This window comes from Peterkaempfera griseoplana, assembly GCF_001418575.1.
Lineage (GTDB): Bacteria > Actinomycetota > Actinomycetes > Streptomycetales > Streptomycetaceae > Peterkaempfera > Peterkaempfera griseoplana.
Map to the genome: position 1 here is coordinate 1 of NZ_LIQR01000393.1, position 16,026 is coordinate 16,026.

16 protein-coding genes and 1 tRNA gene are annotated in these 16,026 nt (G+C 72.7%); 13 read left to right on the top strand and 4 right to left on the bottom strand.

From position 1 onward, the window contains the following. From AOK09_RS27010 to AOK09_RS27035, 6 genes are all read left to right on the top strand, one after another. The coding region (locus tag AOK09_RS27010; protein ID WP_169797071.1) for a LuxR C-terminal-related transcriptional regulator at positions 1 to 331 on the top strand (331 nt) is incomplete at its 5' end. Positions 332 to 669: 338 nt separating this feature from the next. Beyond that, a complete protein-coding gene (galT, locus tag AOK09_RS27015) occupies positions 670 to 1,803 on the top strand; it encodes a galactose-1-phosphate uridylyltransferase (protein ID WP_055589862.1) in 1,134 nt (377 codons plus the stop codon). Then, entirely contained in the window at positions 1,800 to 2,780 is a 981-nt protein-coding gene (galE, locus tag AOK09_RS27020) for a UDP-glucose 4-epimerase GalE (protein WP_055589863.1), read from the top strand. Before galT ends, galE begins: the two co-directional genes overlap by 4 nt. After that, positions 2,777 to 3,964 carry a galactokinase gene (galK, locus tag AOK09_RS27025; protein ID WP_055589864.1) on the top strand — a complete coding sequence of 396 codons (1,188 nt, stop codon included), beginning with the start codon at positions 2,777 to 2,779 and terminating at the stop codon, positions 3,962 to 3,964. The genes galE and galK overlap by 4 nt, the downstream gene beginning before the upstream one ends. Before the next feature lie 368 nt (positions 3,965 to 4,332). After that, positions 4,333 to 5,022: a response regulator transcription factor gene (locus tag AOK09_RS27030; protein ID WP_055589865.1), complete on the top strand. Its 690-nt coding sequence runs from the start codon at positions 4,333 to 4,335 to the stop codon at positions 5,020 to 5,022. 44 nt (positions 5,023 to 5,066) lie between these two features. Next, positions 5,067 to 6,593, top strand: a complete 1,527-nt coding sequence (locus AOK09_RS27035) for a polysaccharide biosynthesis protein (protein ID WP_055589866.1) — start codon at positions 5,067 to 5,069, stop codon at positions 6,591 to 6,593. A 67-nt stretch (positions 6,594 to 6,660) separates the two neighbouring features. Here AOK09_RS27035 and AOK09_RS27040 read toward each other — a convergent pair whose 3' ends face one another. Both AOK09_RS27040 and AOK09_RS27045 read right to left on the bottom strand, forming a co-directional pair. Beyond that, positions 6,661 to 7,551 (bottom strand): SGNH/GDSL hydrolase family protein, encoded by an 891-nt coding sequence (locus AOK09_RS27040; RefSeq protein ID WP_217698491.1) that lies wholly within the window; start codon positions 7,549 to 7,551, stop codon positions 6,661 to 6,663. 99 nt (positions 7,552 to 7,650) lie between these two features. Further along, positions 7,651 to 8,148, bottom strand: coding sequence for a MarR family winged helix-turn-helix transcriptional regulator (locus tag AOK09_RS27045; RefSeq protein ID WP_055589867.1), 498 nt, complete (start codon positions 8,146 to 8,148; stop codon positions 7,651 to 7,653). Positions 8,149 to 8,250: 102 nt separating this feature from the next. On the opposite strand from AOK09_RS27045, the gene AOK09_RS27050 reads away from it, so the two are divergent. Both AOK09_RS27050 and AOK09_RS27055 read left to right on the top strand, forming a co-directional pair. Then, the gene (locus AOK09_RS27050; protein WP_407675442.1) at positions 8,251 to 9,063 is read left to right on the top strand and encodes a trans-aconitate 2-methyltransferase; all 813 of its coding nucleotides are present in this window, start codon (positions 8,251 to 8,253) and stop codon (positions 9,061 to 9,063) included. After that, positions 9,060 to 9,434 carry a VOC family protein gene (locus AOK09_RS27055; protein ID WP_055589869.1) on the top strand — a complete coding sequence of 125 codons (375 nt, stop codon included), beginning with the start codon at positions 9,060 to 9,062 and terminating at the stop codon, positions 9,432 to 9,434. Before AOK09_RS27050 ends, AOK09_RS27055 begins: the two co-directional genes overlap by 4 nt. A gap of 84 nt (positions 9,435 to 9,518) precedes the next feature. On the opposite strand, the gene AOK09_RS27060 is transcribed toward AOK09_RS27055, so the two are convergent. Beyond that, positions 9,519 to 10,121 (bottom strand): TetR/AcrR family transcriptional regulator, encoded by a 603-nt coding sequence (locus tag AOK09_RS27060; protein ID WP_229759156.1) that lies wholly within the window; start codon positions 10,119 to 10,121, stop codon positions 9,519 to 9,521. Between the two features lie 128 nt (positions 10,122 to 10,249). Continuing rightward, complete coding sequence (locus AOK09_RS27065) at positions 10,250 to 11,206, bottom strand: acyl-CoA desaturase (protein ID WP_055589871.1); 957 nt, start codon at positions 11,204 to 11,206, stop codon at positions 10,250 to 10,252. Between the two features lie 361 nt (positions 11,207 to 11,567). Between AOK09_RS27065 and AOK09_RS27070 the strand changes: the two genes are divergently transcribed. The 5 genes from AOK09_RS27070 to pth all read left to right on the top strand — a co-directional run bounded on the left by AOK09_RS27070 (position 11,568) and on the right by pth (position 15,993). Beyond that, positions 11,568 to 11,638, top strand: a tRNA-Gln gene (locus AOK09_RS27070). Positions 11,639 to 11,778: 140 nt separating this feature from the next. Continuing rightward, positions 11,779 to 13,284: a bifunctional UDP-N-acetylglucosamine diphosphorylase/glucosamine-1-phosphate N-acetyltransferase GlmU gene (gene glmU, locus AOK09_RS27075; RefSeq protein WP_055589872.1), complete on the top strand. Its 1,506-nt coding sequence runs from the start codon at positions 11,779 to 11,781 to the stop codon at positions 13,282 to 13,284. 126 nt (positions 13,285 to 13,410) lie between these two features. Then, on the top strand, positions 13,411 to 14,388 hold the full coding sequence (locus AOK09_RS27080) for a ribose-phosphate diphosphokinase (protein WP_055589873.1): 978 nt from the start codon (positions 13,411 to 13,413) through the stop codon (positions 14,386 to 14,388). A gap of 272 nt (positions 14,389 to 14,660) precedes the next feature. Continuing rightward, positions 14,661 to 15,269 carry a 50S ribosomal protein L25/general stress protein Ctc gene (locus AOK09_RS27085; RefSeq protein ID WP_055589874.1) on the top strand — a complete coding sequence of 203 codons (609 nt, stop codon included), beginning with the start codon at positions 14,661 to 14,663 and terminating at the stop codon, positions 15,267 to 15,269. A gap of 136 nt (positions 15,270 to 15,405) precedes the next feature. After that, positions 15,406 to 15,993 (top strand): aminoacyl-tRNA hydrolase, encoded by a 588-nt coding sequence (gene pth / locus AOK09_RS27090; RefSeq protein ID WP_055589875.1) that lies wholly within the window; start codon positions 15,406 to 15,408, stop codon positions 15,991 to 15,993. The last annotated feature ends 33 nt before the right edge of the window (positions 15,994 to 16,026 follow it).

Sequence of the window (16,026 nt, forward strand, 5' to 3'; positions counted from 1 at the left end):
GCTCCGGGTGCGGGCGGGGGAGGTGGCGATGTCACCGGAGGTGCTGCGGGCGGCGTTCGAGCGGACGCTGGAGCCGGGCGCGGAGCCGGACGACGAGGCGCTGCGGCTGCTGCGGCTGCTGACCCGGCGTGAGGTGCAGGTGCTGCTGCGGATCGCGGACGGGGAGGACACCGCGGCCATCGCGGCGGGGATGGCCATCGCGCCCAGCACCGCGCGCACCCATGTGCAGCGCGTCCTGGTGAAGCTGGGCGTGCGGACCCGGCTGGAGGCGGCGGCGGTGGCGTCCCGCACGGGGCTGCTGCTGCGGGCTGCGGGACGGCCGCAGTCCTGAGCCCGGGCCCGGTCGCCACCGGCGCCTGATCGCCGTACCTGCCGTCCCCATGGCCGCGCCGGCACTTGCCGCGTCGGTACGTACGGCCCTGAACCCGGCCCGTCCGCACCCCACCGTTCCCACCCGTCGCCTCCGGCCCGTCCTCCCCGTCACCACCCATGGGCGCTCCGCGCCCTTCTGTGTGTTCCTGTTGCCTCCCACCCCGCCGTGAGGGTCTGCGCTCCCGGGTGCGCCCGAAGCGGCCATGTCGGCCGACCGCGCCCGCCTTCGCCCTGTTGACTGATGATGCCTTGTGTTTGATTATGTTGGTCGTCCGGGTGTCGCGAGAGGTGAAGGCTTTGAAGAAGACGACGACAAAGCTGGCGGACGGACGCGAGCTGATCTACTACGACGCCGACGACACCGTCGTACGCGACGCGGCCGATCCCAGGCCCCTGGAGCCCACCTCCAGCCTCTCCGAGATCCGCCACGACCCCGTCCTGGACGAGTGGGTGGCCATCGCCGCCCATCGCCAGGGCCGCATCTACCACCCGCCGGCCGACGAGTGCCCGCTCTGCCCCTCGCGCGACGGCCGGCAGAGCGAGATCCCGGCCGCCGACTACCAGGTGGCCGTCTTCGAGAACCGCTTCCCGTCCCTGGCCTTCGACGCCGCCGCGCACTACGAGGGGGACGGCGGCACCGGCAGCGGACGGACCTCCGGCCCGCTGCCGCACCACGGACGGCCGGGCGTCGGCCGCTGCGAGGTGGTCTGCTTCACCCCGGAGCACGACCACTCCTTCGCCGACCTGACGGAGGAGCGGGCCCGCCTGGTGCTGGACACCTGGACCGACCGCACCGCGGAACTCTCGGCCATGCCGGGTGTGGAGCAGGTCTTCTGCTTCGAGAACCGCGGCGCGGAGATCGGCGTCACCCTCGGCCATCCGCACGGCCAGATCTACGCGTACCCCTTCACCACCCCCCGCACCGCGCGGATGCTGGCCACCGCCGCCGCCCATCGCAGCCGCACCGGCCGCAACCTCTTCGAGGACCTGCTCGCCGCCGAACGGGCCACCCCGGAGCGGGTGGTGATCGCCGGCCGCCACTGGACGGCGTTCGTGCCCTACGCCGCCCACTGGCCCTACGAGGTGCACCTCTACCCGCACCGCAGGGTGCCCGACCTCACCGCCCTGAACGAGGCCGAGCGGGCCGAGTTCCCCGCGATCTACCTGGACCTGCTGCGGCGCTTCGACCGGATCTTCACCGAGACGGGGCAGACTGTGCAGGCCTCGCCCACGCCGTACATCGCGGCCTGGCACCAGGCGCCGGCCGGACGTGCGGAGAGCGAGCTGGCCCTGCACCTGGAGCTGTTCACGATCCGGCGTACGGTGGGCAAGCTCAAGTACCTGGCCGGCAGTGAGTCCGGCATGGACGTGTTCATCAACGACGTGTCGCCCGAGCGGGCGGCGCAGCGCCTGCGGGAGGTCGCCCCATGACTCAGCCGACACGGAAGTACCTGGTCACCGGTGGTGCGGGGTATGTCGGAAGCGTGGTGGCCGCGCACCTGCTGGAGGCCGGGCACGCCGTGACCGTGCTGGACGACCTCTCCACCGGCTTCGCCGCCGGTGTGCCGGAGGGGGCGGAGTTCGTCCGCGGCCGGGTCCAGGACGCCGGTGACGTGCTGGACTCCTCCTTCCACGCCGTGCTGCACTTCGCCGCCTCCTCGCAGGTCGGCGAGTCGGTCGCGGACCCGGAGAAGTACTGGCGCAACAACGTCACCGGGTCGCTGGAGCTGCTGTCCGCGATGCGCAAGGCGGGCGTCGGCAGGCTGGTCTTCTCCAGCACCGCCGCGACCTACGGGGAGCCCGAGCAGGTGCCGATCGAGGAGACCGCACGGACCTCCCCGACCAACCCCTACGGCGCCACCAAGCTCGCCGTGGACCACATGATCGCCGGGGAGTGCGCCGCCCACGGACTGGCGGCGGTCTCGCTGCGCTACTTCAACGTCGCCGGCGCCTACGGCCGCTACGGCGAGCGGCACGACCCCGAGTCGCACCTCATCCCGCTGGTGCTCCAGGTCGCCCAGGGACGGCGGCCGCACATCTCGGTCTACGGCGACGACTACCCCACGCCCGACGGCACCTGCATCCGCGACTACATCCATGTCGCGGACCTCGCCGAGGCCCACCTGCTGGCGGTGGACGCCGCCCGCCCGGGGGAGCACCTGGTGTGCAACCTCGGCAACGGCAACGGCTTCTCCGTGAAGGAGGTCGTCGAGGCCGTCCGCCGGGTCACCGGCAAGGACATCCCCGCCGTCACGGCGGAGCGCCGCCCCGGTGACCCCGCGGTGCTGGTCGCCTCGGCGGAGCGGGCCAGGAGCGTCCTCGGGTGGCGGCCCAGCCGCACCGACCTGGACGGGATCGTCGCCGACGCCTGGAAGTTCGCACTCGCCCTGGAGGGGAAGCAACCGTGACCACCGCCGCCACCGCCGCCACGCACGCCGAACGAACCGCCAAGGACTTCACCGTCCACTACGGTGCCGACCCGGACGGCCTCTGGGCCGCCCCCGGGCGGGTCAACCTCATCGGCGAGCACACCGACTACAACGACGGTTTCGTGCTGCCGGTGGCGCTGCCGCACGCCGCGGTCGCGGCGGTCCGCCGCCGCGACGACGGTGTCCTGCGGCTGCACAGCGCCCAGGGTGACGGCGCGGTGGTCACCCTGGACGTGGCCGGGCTGACGCCGGGTGGCGTCCAGGGCTGGGCCGCCTACCCGGCGGGTGTGGTGTGGGCGCTCCGCGAGGCCGGGCATCCGGTGGGCGGCGCCGATGTGCACATCGACAGCGATGTGCCCACCGGTGCCGGACTGTCGTCCTCGGCCGCGTTGGAGTGCGTGGTGGCGGTGGCGTGCAACGACCTGTGGCAGCTGGGGCTCGGTGCGGCGCAGCTCGCGGTGCTGGCGCAGCGGGCCGAGAACGCCTTCGTGGGGGTGCCCTGCGGGGTGATGGACCAGATGGCGTCCACCTGCTGCGCGGCGGGCGGTGCGCTCTTCCTGGACACCCGCGACCTGTCGCAGCGCCAGGTCCCGCTGGACCTGGCGGGCGCCGGGCTGCGGCTGCTGGTCCTGGACACCAGGGTCAAGCACGACCTCGCGGACGGCGCCTACGCCGAGCGCCGGGCCGGGTGCGAACGGGCGGCGGAGCTGCTGGGGGTGCGGGCGCTGCGCGACGTCCCGCAGAGCCTGCTCCCGCAGGCCCTGGAGCGCCTGGAGCAGCTGGGTGCGGACGCGGAACTCCGGGCGCTGGTGCGGCATGTGGTCACCGAGGACGCCCGGGTGGAGCAGGTGGTCGCGCTGCTGGACGGCGGCGACCTGCGGGCGGTCGGGCCGGTGCTCACCGCCGGGCACGCCTCGCTGCGGGACGACTTCCGGGTCTCCTGCGTGGAGACCGATCTTGCGGTGGCGGCCGCGGTGGAGGCCGGTGCGCTCGGCGCCCGGATGACCGGCGGCGGCTTCGGCGGCTCCGTGGTGGCGCTGGTTGCGGACGACGGGACCGAGCGGGTCGCGGCGGCGGTGGCGGACGCTTTCGCGGCGGCCGGCTACGGGGCGCCGCGGGCGTTCACCGCCGTACCGGGCGACGGGGCGCGCCGGCTGGCGTAGCGCCCGCCTGCGGCGTCCTCGGCCCCGGCGGACCGAGGGGCCGGCTGGACACCTTCCCGGGGCGGCGGGGGACCCGCCCCCGTCGCCCCGGGCCGTCCGCCGGTGTGACGCCGTACCGCCGGGCCGCCCCCGGGCCGGCGGACGTCCCGGGCGGCCCGGGGGGACATGAGGTCACCCTCCCTGCCGCGCAGCGGAGTTGGGCGTTCTGCGCGGCACGTGCATGAGCCGTGGAGATGTTTACAGAATCCCCACCAACGCGGGGGCCGTGCCCTACGCTGATTCCCGGTGCCGGTGGGGGCCGGCGCCGGGGGCGGATCGGGCTGCTCGACAGCCTGCGGATGTCCGACCCCGAGTCTGGGGGGATTACCGTGGGGCGGATCCGTGTCCTGGTGGTCGACGACCACCGCATCTTCGCCGAGGCACTGGCCGCGGCACTCTCCGCGGAGCCTGATGTCGAGGTCGCCGTGGCGGGGAGCGGGTCCGCGGCGGAGCGGGCACTGGACCGCGCCGCCGCCGAGGGCCGCGGCTTCCAGGTGCTGCTGGTGGACGCCGACCTCGGTGGCACCGCGGACGGGATAGCCGCAGCCGCACGATGCCGCGCAGCCCATCCCGGGCTGCGGATCGTGGTGCTGGCGGAGCAGGACGACCCCCGCCGGGCGGTCGGCGCCCTGCAGGCCGGGGCGGGCGGCTGGGTGGCCAAGGACTGTTCACTGACCAGGCTGCTGGCCGTGGTGCGCGGCGTCCTGCGGGACGAGACCCATCTCCCGCCCGCGCTGCTCACCGGAGTGGTCCGGGAGCTGACCGCGGCCCGCCGGGACCGTACCGAGAGCGAGCGGCTGGTCGAATCGCTGACCCCGCGTGAGAAGCAGGTACTGCGCTGCATGGTGGCTGGCCTGGGCAGGCAGGCGGCCGCCGACCGGCTCTACCTCTCCCCGCACACCGTGCGGACCCATATGCAGAACGTTCTGGGCAAGCTCGGCGTGCACTCCACGCTGGCCGCGGTGGCACTGGCACGGCGGGCGGGCCTGGGTCCCGCCGAGGCCGCCGCGGTCCGCTGACCTCCGCCGCCGAAATTCCGTCAGGTCAGGAAATCGGAGGACACATGTCGCCATACACCAGTGGCCGCAGCAGTCTGAGCGGGGACCGGGGCCTGCGGACCCTGGTCGTCGGCGCCGGCTCTGCCGGTACCGCGCTCGTCAGGGATCTGGTCCGCACCCCGGAGTTCGGGCTGAACCCGGTCGGTGTGCTCGACGACGACCCGGGCAAGATCGGCACCCCGCTGCCCGCCGGGGAGCGGACGGTTCCGGTACTGGGCCCGCTTGACCGGCTCACCGAACTGGCGCTGGAGCACGGCGCCCATGTGGTGGTGCTGGCCATCCCGGGGCTCCCACACCAGACCGTGCGCAAGCTCGCCACCGCGGCCGGCGCGGCCGGCGCCTCGGTCCGGTATCTGCCGTCCTTCCTCGCGGCGCTGCGCCGCGAGGTGGTCGGCTCCGACATGCGGACCCTGGACGTGAACCGGCTGATCGGCCGGCACGAGGTGCATGTGGCCTCGCCCGACGTGCGGTCGGTGATCGCCGGCCGCCGGGTGCTGGTCACCGGTGCGGGCGGGTCGATCGGCAGCGAGCTCTGCCGTCAGGTGCACGCCTTCGGGCCGAGCGCGCTCTACATGCTCGACCATGACGAGTCCAACCTCCACCGGCTGCAGCTGGACATCTGGGGCGAGGCGCTGCTGACGGACGAGTCGCTGGTGATCGCCGACATCCGGGACCGGCCGCGGATCCAGCAGATCTTCCGTGACCTGCGGCCCGAGGTGGTGTTCCACGCCGCGGCGCACAAGCACCTGCCGCTGCTGGAGCGCCATCCGTCGGAGGCGGTGAAGTCCAACGTCCTGGGCACCGACCACCTGGTGGAGGCGGCGCTGGCCACCGGTGTCGAGCGGTTCGTGCTGATCTCCACGGACAAGGCGGCCGACCCGACCTCGGTCCTCGGCGCCAGCAAGCGGCTGGCGGAGCTGATCGTGCAGGCCAACGCGCGGGACGCGAGAAACCTGGGTACGGCGGTCTTCTCCGCGGTGCGGTTCGGCAATGTGCTGGGGTCCAGAGGGTCGCTGCTGTCGGTGCTGGCGGAGCAGATGCGCAGCGGAGGGCCGGTGACCATCACCCACCCCGATGTGACGCGGTTCTTCATGACCATCGAGGAGGCCGTCGGCCTGGTCCTGGAGGCGGGCCGGATGGCGCAGGGCGGGGAGGTGTTCGTGCTGGACATGGGGGAGCCGGTGCGGATCGTCGACCTGGTGCACAACTTCGCCCGCCAGGTCAGCCTGGACGTGGACGACGTGGAGATCCGCTTCACCGGGCTGCGGGCCGGTGAGAAGCTCAATGAGGCGCTCTTCTCGGAGGGGGAGGAGCAGCTGCCGACCGAGCATCCGCGGATCTTCGCCACGGTGGCGGGCGGGGCCGGTGCGGGCCCGGAGGACCTGGCGGGCGGGCTGACCGGCCTGTACCGCTCGGCGGAGGGCAACGCGGACGAGGAGGTGCGCCGGCGGCTGGGTGTGCTGCTGCCGGGGTACCGCACTCCGGAGCCGGTCGTCGCCGCGGTCTCGGCGCCGTACCCGGACGGCTTCTGACGCTCCGCCGCCGCCCCGGGGACGTCTGACGGGCCCCGGGGCGGCGGTGCCGCCCCGGGGCGGGTGGTCAGCGGCGCCGGCCGAGGACGGCGGCGAAGGTGTCCGCGATCACCTGGTGGCCGGTGGGGTTGGCGTGGATGTCCCGGTACGGGGTGCACTCCCAGGTCCACTGGCAGATCCGGGCCACGTTCAGCGGCAGCTGCCCGAGGCCGGGCACGGTCACCTGGGTGGCGAAGTCCCCGCTGGAGAAGGCGGCGTCCACATCGGCCACCCGGAAGCCGCTGAGGCGGTACTCCCAAGAGAGGGTGGAGTTCAGCCGGTCCTGCAGGGGCCCGGAGTCACGTGCGGTCTGCTGCCCCGCGGCGCCGGTGAGCCAGAGCGCCAGATAGGGGTTGTAGTACGACATGCCCGCGTAGCTGGGCCGGCCGCCGCCCGCGGCGTGCAGCCGGAGGGTGATCTGCGGCAGGTTGCGGGCGACCGTGTCGAGGCCGCCCGCGACGCAGGTGGTGTCGATGGCGCCGCCGGCCAGGCAGCTGCCGACGTCGTTGGCGCCGATGTCGACCGTCACATAGCGGACCTGGCCGCGGTGCTCGCGCAGGAACCGTGCGGCGGCGTCCAGCTGGGAACCGGCGCCGGGGTAACTGCACTTGCCGCCGCTGATCATCGAGGTGGTCGTCTCGCCGCTGCACCCCAGCTTGACGTGGACCAGGTGCGGGTCCTGCGCCCGCAGCCGGGTGTAGAGCTGGTCGGTGTACGAGACGCTGGTGTCCTGGTGCACGTCGGGCTGGTAGCCGGCCGCCAGGGAGTCGCCGAGCGAGACGTAGTAGGTGGTGCGGTGGTCCTCCCGCCCGTGGGCCGAGGCCGGGGCGGCGGCTCCGGCGGTGAGGGCGGCGGCGGTGGCGGCCGCCGCGAGCAGCCGGGCGGCGGCCCGCCAGGGACGGTGGAGTCTTGCGGACACGGGTGTGTCCCCCCTTCTGCCCGCGCCTGGAAGGCGGCAGCGGGCAGCCGAGTATGCCTACTACCGGTGGGTAGCGGGCAAGACCCGTGCAGCCATTGGTCAGCTGGGGACGTTGTCGAACGGGGCCACCAGTCGGCGCAGCAGACCGGCGAGTTCCGTGCGCTGTGCCGGTGCCAGCTCGGCGAGCAGCGCCCGCTCGTGGTCCAGCAGTCCGGCCAGCGCCTCGTCGGCGCGGTTGCGTCCGCTGTCCGTGAGCCGCACCAGCACCCCGCGGCGGTCGCCGGGGTCGGGGAGCCGCTGCACCAGCCCCTTGCCGGCGAGCCGGTCGATGCGGTTGGTCATGGTGCCCGAGGTGACCAGCGTCTGGGTGAGCAGCTGGCCGGGGGAGAGCTGGTAGGGCGCTCCGGCGCGGCGCAGCGCGGTGAGTACGTCGAACTCCCAGGGCTCCAGCCCGTGCTCGGTGAAGGCGGCACGGCGGGCCCGGTCGAGGTGGCGTGCCAGCCTGCTGACGCGACTGAGTACCTCGAGTGGTTCCACGTCGAGGTCAGGGCGCTCTCGTCGCCACGCAGCCACCAGGCGGTCGACCTCGTCCTCCATGGTGATCAGTGTAGTGGCAGATGTGTCGATGTGAAGTCTCTTGACATCGAGAAAGGTTGCGAGCAGGCTTTCGATATATCTTGATGTCGAGATAAACAGGGAGTGGCCATGACCCGCTGGGACCCCGACCAGTACCTCCGCTACCAGGACGAGCGCACCCGCCCGCTGCGCGACCTGCTGGGCCGCGTCCACCCCGCCACCGAGCCCCGCCGGATCCTGGACCTGGGCTGCGGCCCCGGGAACTCCACCGTCCCGCTGCGGCAGCGCTGGCCCGACGCCCGCATCACCGGCCTCGACAACTCCCCGGAGATGCTGGACGCGGCCCGCGCGGCGCACTCCGGCCCCAACCCCGGCGGCACCGGCACCACCGACTACGCCCACGCCGACGCCGCCACCTGGGACCCCGCCCCGGAATCACCCGATCTGGTGATCTCCAACGCGCTGCTCCAATGGGTCCCCGACCACACCGCGGTGCTGGTGCGGTGGGCTCGCGCGCTGCCTCCGGGAGGCGTCCTCGCCTTCCAGGTTCCCGGGAACTTCGACGCCCCCAGCCACACCCTGCTCGCCGAGCTGCGCACCAGCCCCCGCTGGAAGCACCTCCTCGGCGAGGGCGCCCGCCGCGACGCCGCCGTCGCCGAACCCGGCGACTACCTGCAGCTGCTCACCGGTGAGGACTGCACAGCAGATGTGTGGGAGACCACCTACCACCAGCTCCTCGGCGGGGAGGACCCGGTCCTGGAGTGGGTGAAGGGCACCGCCCTGCGCCCCGTCCTCACCCGGCTGCAGGACGCCGGGGACCGCGACGCCTTCCTGGAGGAGTACCGCCGGCTGCTGCGCCAGGCCTACCCCGCGGGCCCCCATGGCACCGTCTTCCCCTTCCGCCGCATCTTCGCCGTCGCCCGGAGGAACGCGTGATCACCGCGGTCGACCACGTCCAGCTCGCCGCCCGCCCCGGCACCGAGGACGACCTGCGCGCCTACTACGCGGGGGTGCTCGGCATGACCGAGGTCCCCAAGCCCGCCGTGCTCGCGGCGGGCGGGGGCTGCTGGTTCCAGGCCGGGGCCGTACAGCTGCACCTGGGTATGGAGGACGGCCACACCCCCTCCGCCAAGGCCCATCCCGCCCTGCGGGTCACCGGCATCCGGCGGTACGCCGAGCAGCTCGTCCGGCGCGGCGCCCGGGTGCAGTGGGACCGCGGACTGCCCGGGGTGCTGCGCTTCTACTCCTGGGACCCGGCCGGGAACCGCATCGAGTTCCTGGAGGCGGACTCCCCGGCGGAGCCGTGACCGCGACCGCCGTGACCGCGACCCGGGTGGCCGCTCGTCCCGCGGCGGCCGGTCGTGCGCAACCGCCGACGGGGCGCCGGGCCCTCAGTTCTTCCGGTCGCCCATCAGCCGGGGACGCCGCTCCATGCCCTCCAGGCCGTGCCACGCCAGATTCACCAGATGCGCCGCCACCTCCGCCTTCTTGGGCTTGCGCACCTCCAGCCACCACTGGCCCGTCAGCGCCACCATCCCCACCAGCATCTGCGAATACATCGGCGCCAGCTTCGGATCAAAGCCCCGGGACTTGAACTCCAGCCCCAGAATGTCCTCGACCTGGGTGGCGATATCGCTGATCAGCGAGGCGAACGTGCCCGTGGACTGGGCCACCGGGGAATCCCGTACCAGAATCCGGAAACCGTCCGTCGACGTCTCGATGTAGTCCAGCAGCGCGAACGCCGCCTCCTCCAGCAGCACCCGGGGATGCCCGCCCGTCAGCGCCCCGGTCACCATGTCCAGCAGCAGCTGCATCTCCCGGTCGACCACGACCGCGTACAGCCCCTCCTTGCCCCCGAAGTGCTCGTAGACGACGGGCTTGGACACCCCGGCCTTCGCGGCGATCTCCTCCACCGACGTGCCGTCGTAGCCCCGCTCCGCGAACAGCGTCCGGCCGATGTCCAGCAGCTGCTCCCGCCGCTGCTTCCCGGTCATCCGCACCCGGCCGCCCCGCCGCACCGGCCGCCGTTCCCGACCGGCCGGGCCGGCTGTACCGTCTGCGCTGCCGCCGCTGCTCCCGCTCACGCCTCCATTCTTATGCAACCGAAGAGGCGCCCGGACCGTCATTCCGCGCGGCGAGACTCCAGCCGCTCCGCGCTCGGCCAGCGCACATCGCGCGCCCAGCCCGCCAGCTCGAACCAGCGGATGATCCGCGCCGAGGAGTCCAGCTGGCCGCGAAGCACCCCGTGCCGGGCGCTGGTCGGGTCGGCGTGGTGCAGGTTGTGCCAGGACTCGCCGCAGGAGAGCACCGCCAGCCACCAGACGTTGCCGGACTTGTCACGGGAGCGGAACGGGCGCCTGCCGACCGCGTGGCAGATGGAGTTGATCGACCAGGTGACGTGGTGCAGCAGTGCCACCCGGACCAGCGAGCCCCAGAAGAAGGCGGTCAGCGCGCCCTGCCACGACCACGACAGCAGACCGCCCAGCAGCGGCGGGATCGCCAGCGACACCACGGTCCACAGGGCGAACTGCCGGGAGATCCGGCGGATGTCGTCGTCCTTGATCAGGTCCGGGGCGTACTTGCGCTGGTCGGTCTGCTCCTCGTCGAACATCCAGCCCATGTGCGCCCAGAACAGCCCCTTGAGCAGGGCGGGGACGGTCTCCCCGTAGCGCCACGGCGAATGCGGGTCGCCGTCCTTGTCGGAGTACCGGTGGTGCCGCCGGTGGTCGGCCACCCAGCGCACCAGCGGACCCTCGACGGCCAGGCTGCCGGCGATCGCGACGGCGATCTTCAGCGGACGGTTGGGCTTGAACGAGCCGTGGGTGAAGCAGCGGTGGAAGCCGACGGTGATCCCGTGGCAGGCGATGTAGTACATCGCCACCGCGATCGCCAGGTCCCGCCAGCCGAGCCCCCACCCCCAGGCCACGGGAACGGCGGCGACCAGCGCCAGGAACGGCACCACGATGAAGGCGGTGAGCGCCACCCGCTCGGCGAGGCCCTGGGTGTCCCCGGCCATGGTGGCGGAGGGCAGTGGCTCCTCGGCCGGGAGAGGGCGCTTCTCGGTGGACTGGGCGGTCATGGGCGTCCCTTGCTGTCGGGGGAGGGGGGAGGGGCTCGGTACGCCTACGGCTGCGTAACTTACGGCATCGTAAGTTGGTTGTGCGCGCCCAGGGAAGGGCGGGACCGCCGGACGGGGGAGCGGAGTGGAATCGCTCGAACATGTGATCCAGGGGTGGTCCGTGCCGTCACGGAGCGGGCCCGGAGCCGTCGCCTGGCCCCGGGCGGGGCCCCGGAAGGAGGCCGGAAGGAAGCCTCCGGGAAGCCGGAAGAAAGAAGGGGGAGCGGATCCGACCGGCCTTTGTCGTCGCGTCGAAGGCTTCCGGTGCGGCATAGTGTTGCCTGTCGAAAGACGGGTGACCGCGTCGTCAATTGACACATATTCCGCCGTGGTGTAATGGCAGCACAGAGCTCTTTGGAAGCTCTTGTCTAGGTTCGAGTCCTAGCGGCGGAGCCTCGCGATGTGACCGTCCGCGACCGCTCCCAAGTGGCCGCGGGCCGGCCCCCGGCTATTCTCAAGGCGTCCGGGCTCGCCTGTGCGGATGTGCGTCCCCGGATCCCTCCCCACACCCTCCGAGCCGAGGAGCCTCCCGCGTGAGTGCACACTCTCCTGCTGCCGTCATCGTTCTCGCCGCCGGCGAGGGCACCCGCATGAAGTCGCGGTCGCTGCCCAAGGTCCTGCACGAGATGGCCGGGCGGAGCCTGGTGGGGCACGCCGTGGCGGCGGGGCGGGAGCTGGGACCCGAGCACCTGGTGGTGGTGGTCGGACACGGACGCGAGCAGGTCGCGGCCCATCTGGCGGAGATCGACCCCGCGGTGCGGATCGCCGTGCAGGAGGAGCAGAACGGGACCGGCCACGCCGTGCGGGTCGCACTGGAGTCGCTGGCCGCGCAGGGCGTGGCGGTGGACGGGACCGTGGTGGTCACCACCGGCGACGCCCCGCTGCTGACCGGGGAGACGTTGCGCTCGCTGGCCGCGGAGCACTCGGCCCGCGGCAACGGCGTGACGGTGCTGACCGCGGTGGTGCCGGACGCGGCGGGGTACGGCCGGATCCTGCGGGACGCGGACGGGGCGGTGGCCGCGATCGTGGAGCACAAGGACGCCACCGAGGAGCAGCGGGCCGTCTCGGAGGTCAACTCCGGGGTCTTCGCCTTCGACGGGAAGCTGCTGGCCCAGGCGCTCGGGCTGCTGCGCACGGACAACAGCCAGGGCGAGGAGTACCTCACGGACACCCTGGAGATCCTGCGTACCGCCGGTCACCGGGTGGGGGCCGTGGTGGCGGCGGACTACCGGGACACCCTGGGGATCAACGACCGGGTGCAGCTCGCGGAGGCGCGGCGGATCCTCAACGACCGGCTGCTGGAGCGGGCGATGCGGGCCGGGGTGACGGTGGTGGACCCGGCGTCGACCTGGATCGACGTGGAGGTGTCGTACGAGCCCGACGCGGTGGTGCTGCCCAACACCCAGCTGTACGGGCGCACGCACCTGGGGGAGGGCGCGGAGGTCGGGCCCAACTGCTCCCTGCGGGACACGGCGGTGGGCGCGGGGGCGCGTGTGAGCAACACCACTGCGGACCGCGCCGAGGTGGGTCCGGAGGCCTCCGTGGGCCCCTACGCGTATCTGCGGCCGGGGGCGCGGCTGGCCCGCGGGGCGAAGGCCGGCACCTATGTGGAGATCAAGAACTCCACGCTGGGCGAGGGGGCCAAGGTGCCGCATCTGTCGTACATCGGGGACGCCGAGATCGGGGAGGGCACCAACATCGGCGCGGCGTCGGTCACGGTCAACTACGACGGCGTCAACAAGCACCGCACCGTGGTGGGGGCCCACTGCCGCACGGGTTCGGACAACATGTTCGTGGCGCCGGTGACGGTCGGGGACGGGGCCTACACGGCCGCCGGTTCGGTGATCACCGGGGACGTTCCGGCGGGTGCGCTGGCGGTGGCCAGGGGGCCGCAGCGGAACATCGAGGGCTGGGTGGAGCGGCGCCGTTCGGGGACGGATTCGGCGCGGGCCGCGGCCGCCGCCCGGAGTTCCGCGGAGGGCGCGGCGGGGGCTGCGGCGGGCGGTCCCGGGGCGGACGCTTCCGCCGCGGGCGCGTAACCTGGTGGACATGCGTGCGCTGCGGGCCCGATGCCCGGACCGTGGTGGCGTTTCCCTTTTTGAACGGCCAGTCGTCGGGTTCCGGAGCGTGGATCCGTGGGCGGCAGCGACCGAGGAGACGGTGCAGTGACCGGCATCACCACGTCCGGTGAGAAGAACCTTCGACTCTTCTCCGGCCGGGCCCACCCGGAGCTGGCGAGCGAGGTGGCCGAGCAGTTGGGGACCGAGCTGGTCCCGACCAAGGCCTTCGACTTCGCCAACGGCGAGATCTACGTCCGGTTCCTGGATTCGGCGCGTGGCGCGGACTGCTTTGTGATGCAGAGCCACACTGCGCCGATCAACCAGTGGATCATGGAGCAGCTGATCATGATCGATGCTCTGAAGCGGGCCTCCGCCCGGAGCATCACGGCGATCCTGCCCTTCTACGGATATGCGCGTCAGGACAAGAAGCACCTGGGCCGGGAGCCGATCTCGGCGCGTCTGGTGGCCGATCTGCTGCGGACGGCCGGTGCGGACCGGCTGATGGCGGTGGACCTGCACACCGCGCAGATCCAGGGGTTCTTCGACGGCCCGGTGGACCACCTCTTCGCGCTGCCGATGCTGGCGGACTACGTGGCGACCCGGGTGGCCCCGGAGCGGCTGACCGTGGTGTCGCCGGACGCGGGCCGGGTGCGGGTCGCGGACCAGTGGTCGGACCGGCTCGGTGCACCGCTGGCGATCATCCACAAGCGGCGCGACCCCAACGTCGCCAACAAGGTGATGTCGGCCGAGGTGGTCGGTGATGTGCGCGGCCGGGTGTGCGTGCTGGTCGACGACATGATCGACACCGCCGGCACCATCTGTGCGGCCGCGGACGCGCTCTTCGAGAACGGCGCGGCCGACGTGATCGTCGCCGCGACCCACGGTGTGCTGTCGGGCCCGGCGGCGGACCGGCTGAAGAACTCCCGGGTGAGCGAGTTCGTGTTCACCAACACCCTGCCCACCCCGGCCTCGCTGGAGCTGGACAAGGTGACGACGCTGTCGATCGCGCCGTCGATCGCGGCGGCGATCCGCGAGGTCTTCGAGGACGGTTCGGTGACGAGCCTCTTCGAGGGCGTGCACTGACGCGCTCCCCCGCTCTGTCGACCCGCCGCCGGCCCGGTGCCGGCGGCGGGTCGATTTCGTGACGGGGCGGGGTGGCGGGTAGACTCGTGGGGTTGCTCGGCGAGGGAGGCCGTACGGCTCGCGAGGGCTCTGCTTCCGTGATCGACGCGCTGCTGCTTGCGATATCCGTACGTGCTGCCGCCGAGTGATCTGCCCCGAATTTCCGAGGGTGTGGTCCCGGCGGCTTTCTGTTGTTCCGTCCGCACCCCGCGTATGCCACGAGGAGTGCTGTCGTGTCCGAGGTCCGTCTTGCCGCTGAGCCCCGCACCGAGTTCGGCAAGGGCGCTGCCCGCCGTGCCCGCCGCGCCGGCCTGGTCCCCGGTGTCGTCTATGGCCACGGCCAGGCGCCGGTCCACCTGAACCTTCCCGGCCACGACCTGATGATGGCCCTGAAGACCCCCAACGTGCTGATCTCCCTGCCCATCGAGGGCAAGAACGAGTTCGTGCTGCCGAAGGCCGTGCAGCGCGACCCGATCAAGGGCTTCCTGGAGCACGTCGACCTGCTGCTGGTGAAGCGCGGCGAGAAGGTCACCGTCGAGATCCCGGTGCTGACCGAGGGCGAGCTGGCCCCGGGCGGCAACCTGCTGGAGCACGTGCTGAACGCCCTCCCGGTCGAGGCCGAGGCCACGCACCTGCCGGAGAACGTCACCGTCTCCGTCGAGGGCCTGGAGGCCGGCTCCTCCATCCACGCCAAGGACATCGTGCTCCCCAAGGGCACCACCCTGGCCGTGGACGAGGACGCCGTGGTGCTCCACGTCGTCGCCGCCCAGGTCGAGGCCGCCGCTGCCGAGGGCGAGGAGGGCGAGGAGGCCGCCGCCCCCGCCGAGGGCGCCGAGGCCTGATCGAGGGCCGCGGACTCCGCTCCAGACCGCTGCCCCGGCCCGCTCAGGCGGGCCGGGGCAGCGGTGCGTCCGGAGGGGGCGGCGGAGCGGCGATGATGGTTCGAGGGCGGTCGTGACGGCGGGAGCGGAGCAGACGATGAGCAGCGGTGGCGACGGTTACACGGGTCCGTGGCTGGTGGTCGGCCTGGGGAACCCGGGCGACCAGTACGCGCGCAACCGGCACAACGTGGGCTGGATGGTGGCCGACCTGCTCGCCGAGCGGGTGGGCGGCCGGTTCAAGGCGCACAAGAGCCGCAACCAGGCGCTGGAGGGCCGGCTGGCGGGTCAGCGGGTGGTGCTGGCCAAGCCGATGTCCTACATGAACCTCTCCGGCGGCCCGGTGACGGCGCTGCGCGACTTCTACAAGGCGCCGCCGTCCGCGCTGGTGGTGGTGCACGACGAGCTGGACATCGACTTCGGTGTGCTGCGGTTGAAGCTCGGCGGCGGCGACAACGGCCACAACGGGCTGAAGTCGATCACCAAGTCACTGGGACCGGACTACCACCGGGTGCGGTTCGGGGTCGGCCGCCCGCCGGGCCGGATGCAGGTGGCGGACTTCGTCCTCAAGGACTTCTCGGCGGCGGAGCGCAAGGAGCTGGACTGGTTCGTCGACCGGGCGGCGGATGCGGTCGAGGCGTTGATCAGCGAGGGCCTGGAGCGCGCCCAGCAGTCGTACAACTCCTGACCGCCCGGCCGGGGTTGGGGGAGCCTGGGGGGC

Bases quoted from the DNA above. Each gene is read 5' to 3' on its own strand.
- galE (WP_055589863.1), top strand. From the start codon at position 1,800: ATGACTCAGCCGACACGGAAGTACCTGGTCACCGGTGGTGCGGGGTAT.
- AOK09_RS27035 (WP_055589866.1), top strand. From the start codon at position 5,067: ATGTCGCCATACACCAGTGGCCGCAGCAGTCTGAGCGGGGACCGGGGC.
- AOK09_RS27045 (WP_055589867.1), bottom strand. From the start codon at position 8,148: ATGGAGGACGAGGTCGACCGCCTGGTGGCTGCGTGGCGACGAGAGCGC.
- AOK09_RS27060 (WP_229759156.1), bottom strand. From the start codon at position 10,121: ATGACCGGGAAGCAGCGGCGGGAGCAGCTGCTGGACATCGGCCGGACG.
- AOK09_RS27065 (WP_055589871.1), bottom strand. From the start codon at position 11,206: ATGACCGCCCAGTCCACCGAGAAGCGCCCTCTCCCGGCCGAGGAGCCA.
- pth (WP_055589875.1), top strand. From the start codon at position 15,406: ATGAGCAGCGGTGGCGACGGTTACACGGGTCCGTGGCTGGTGGTCGGC.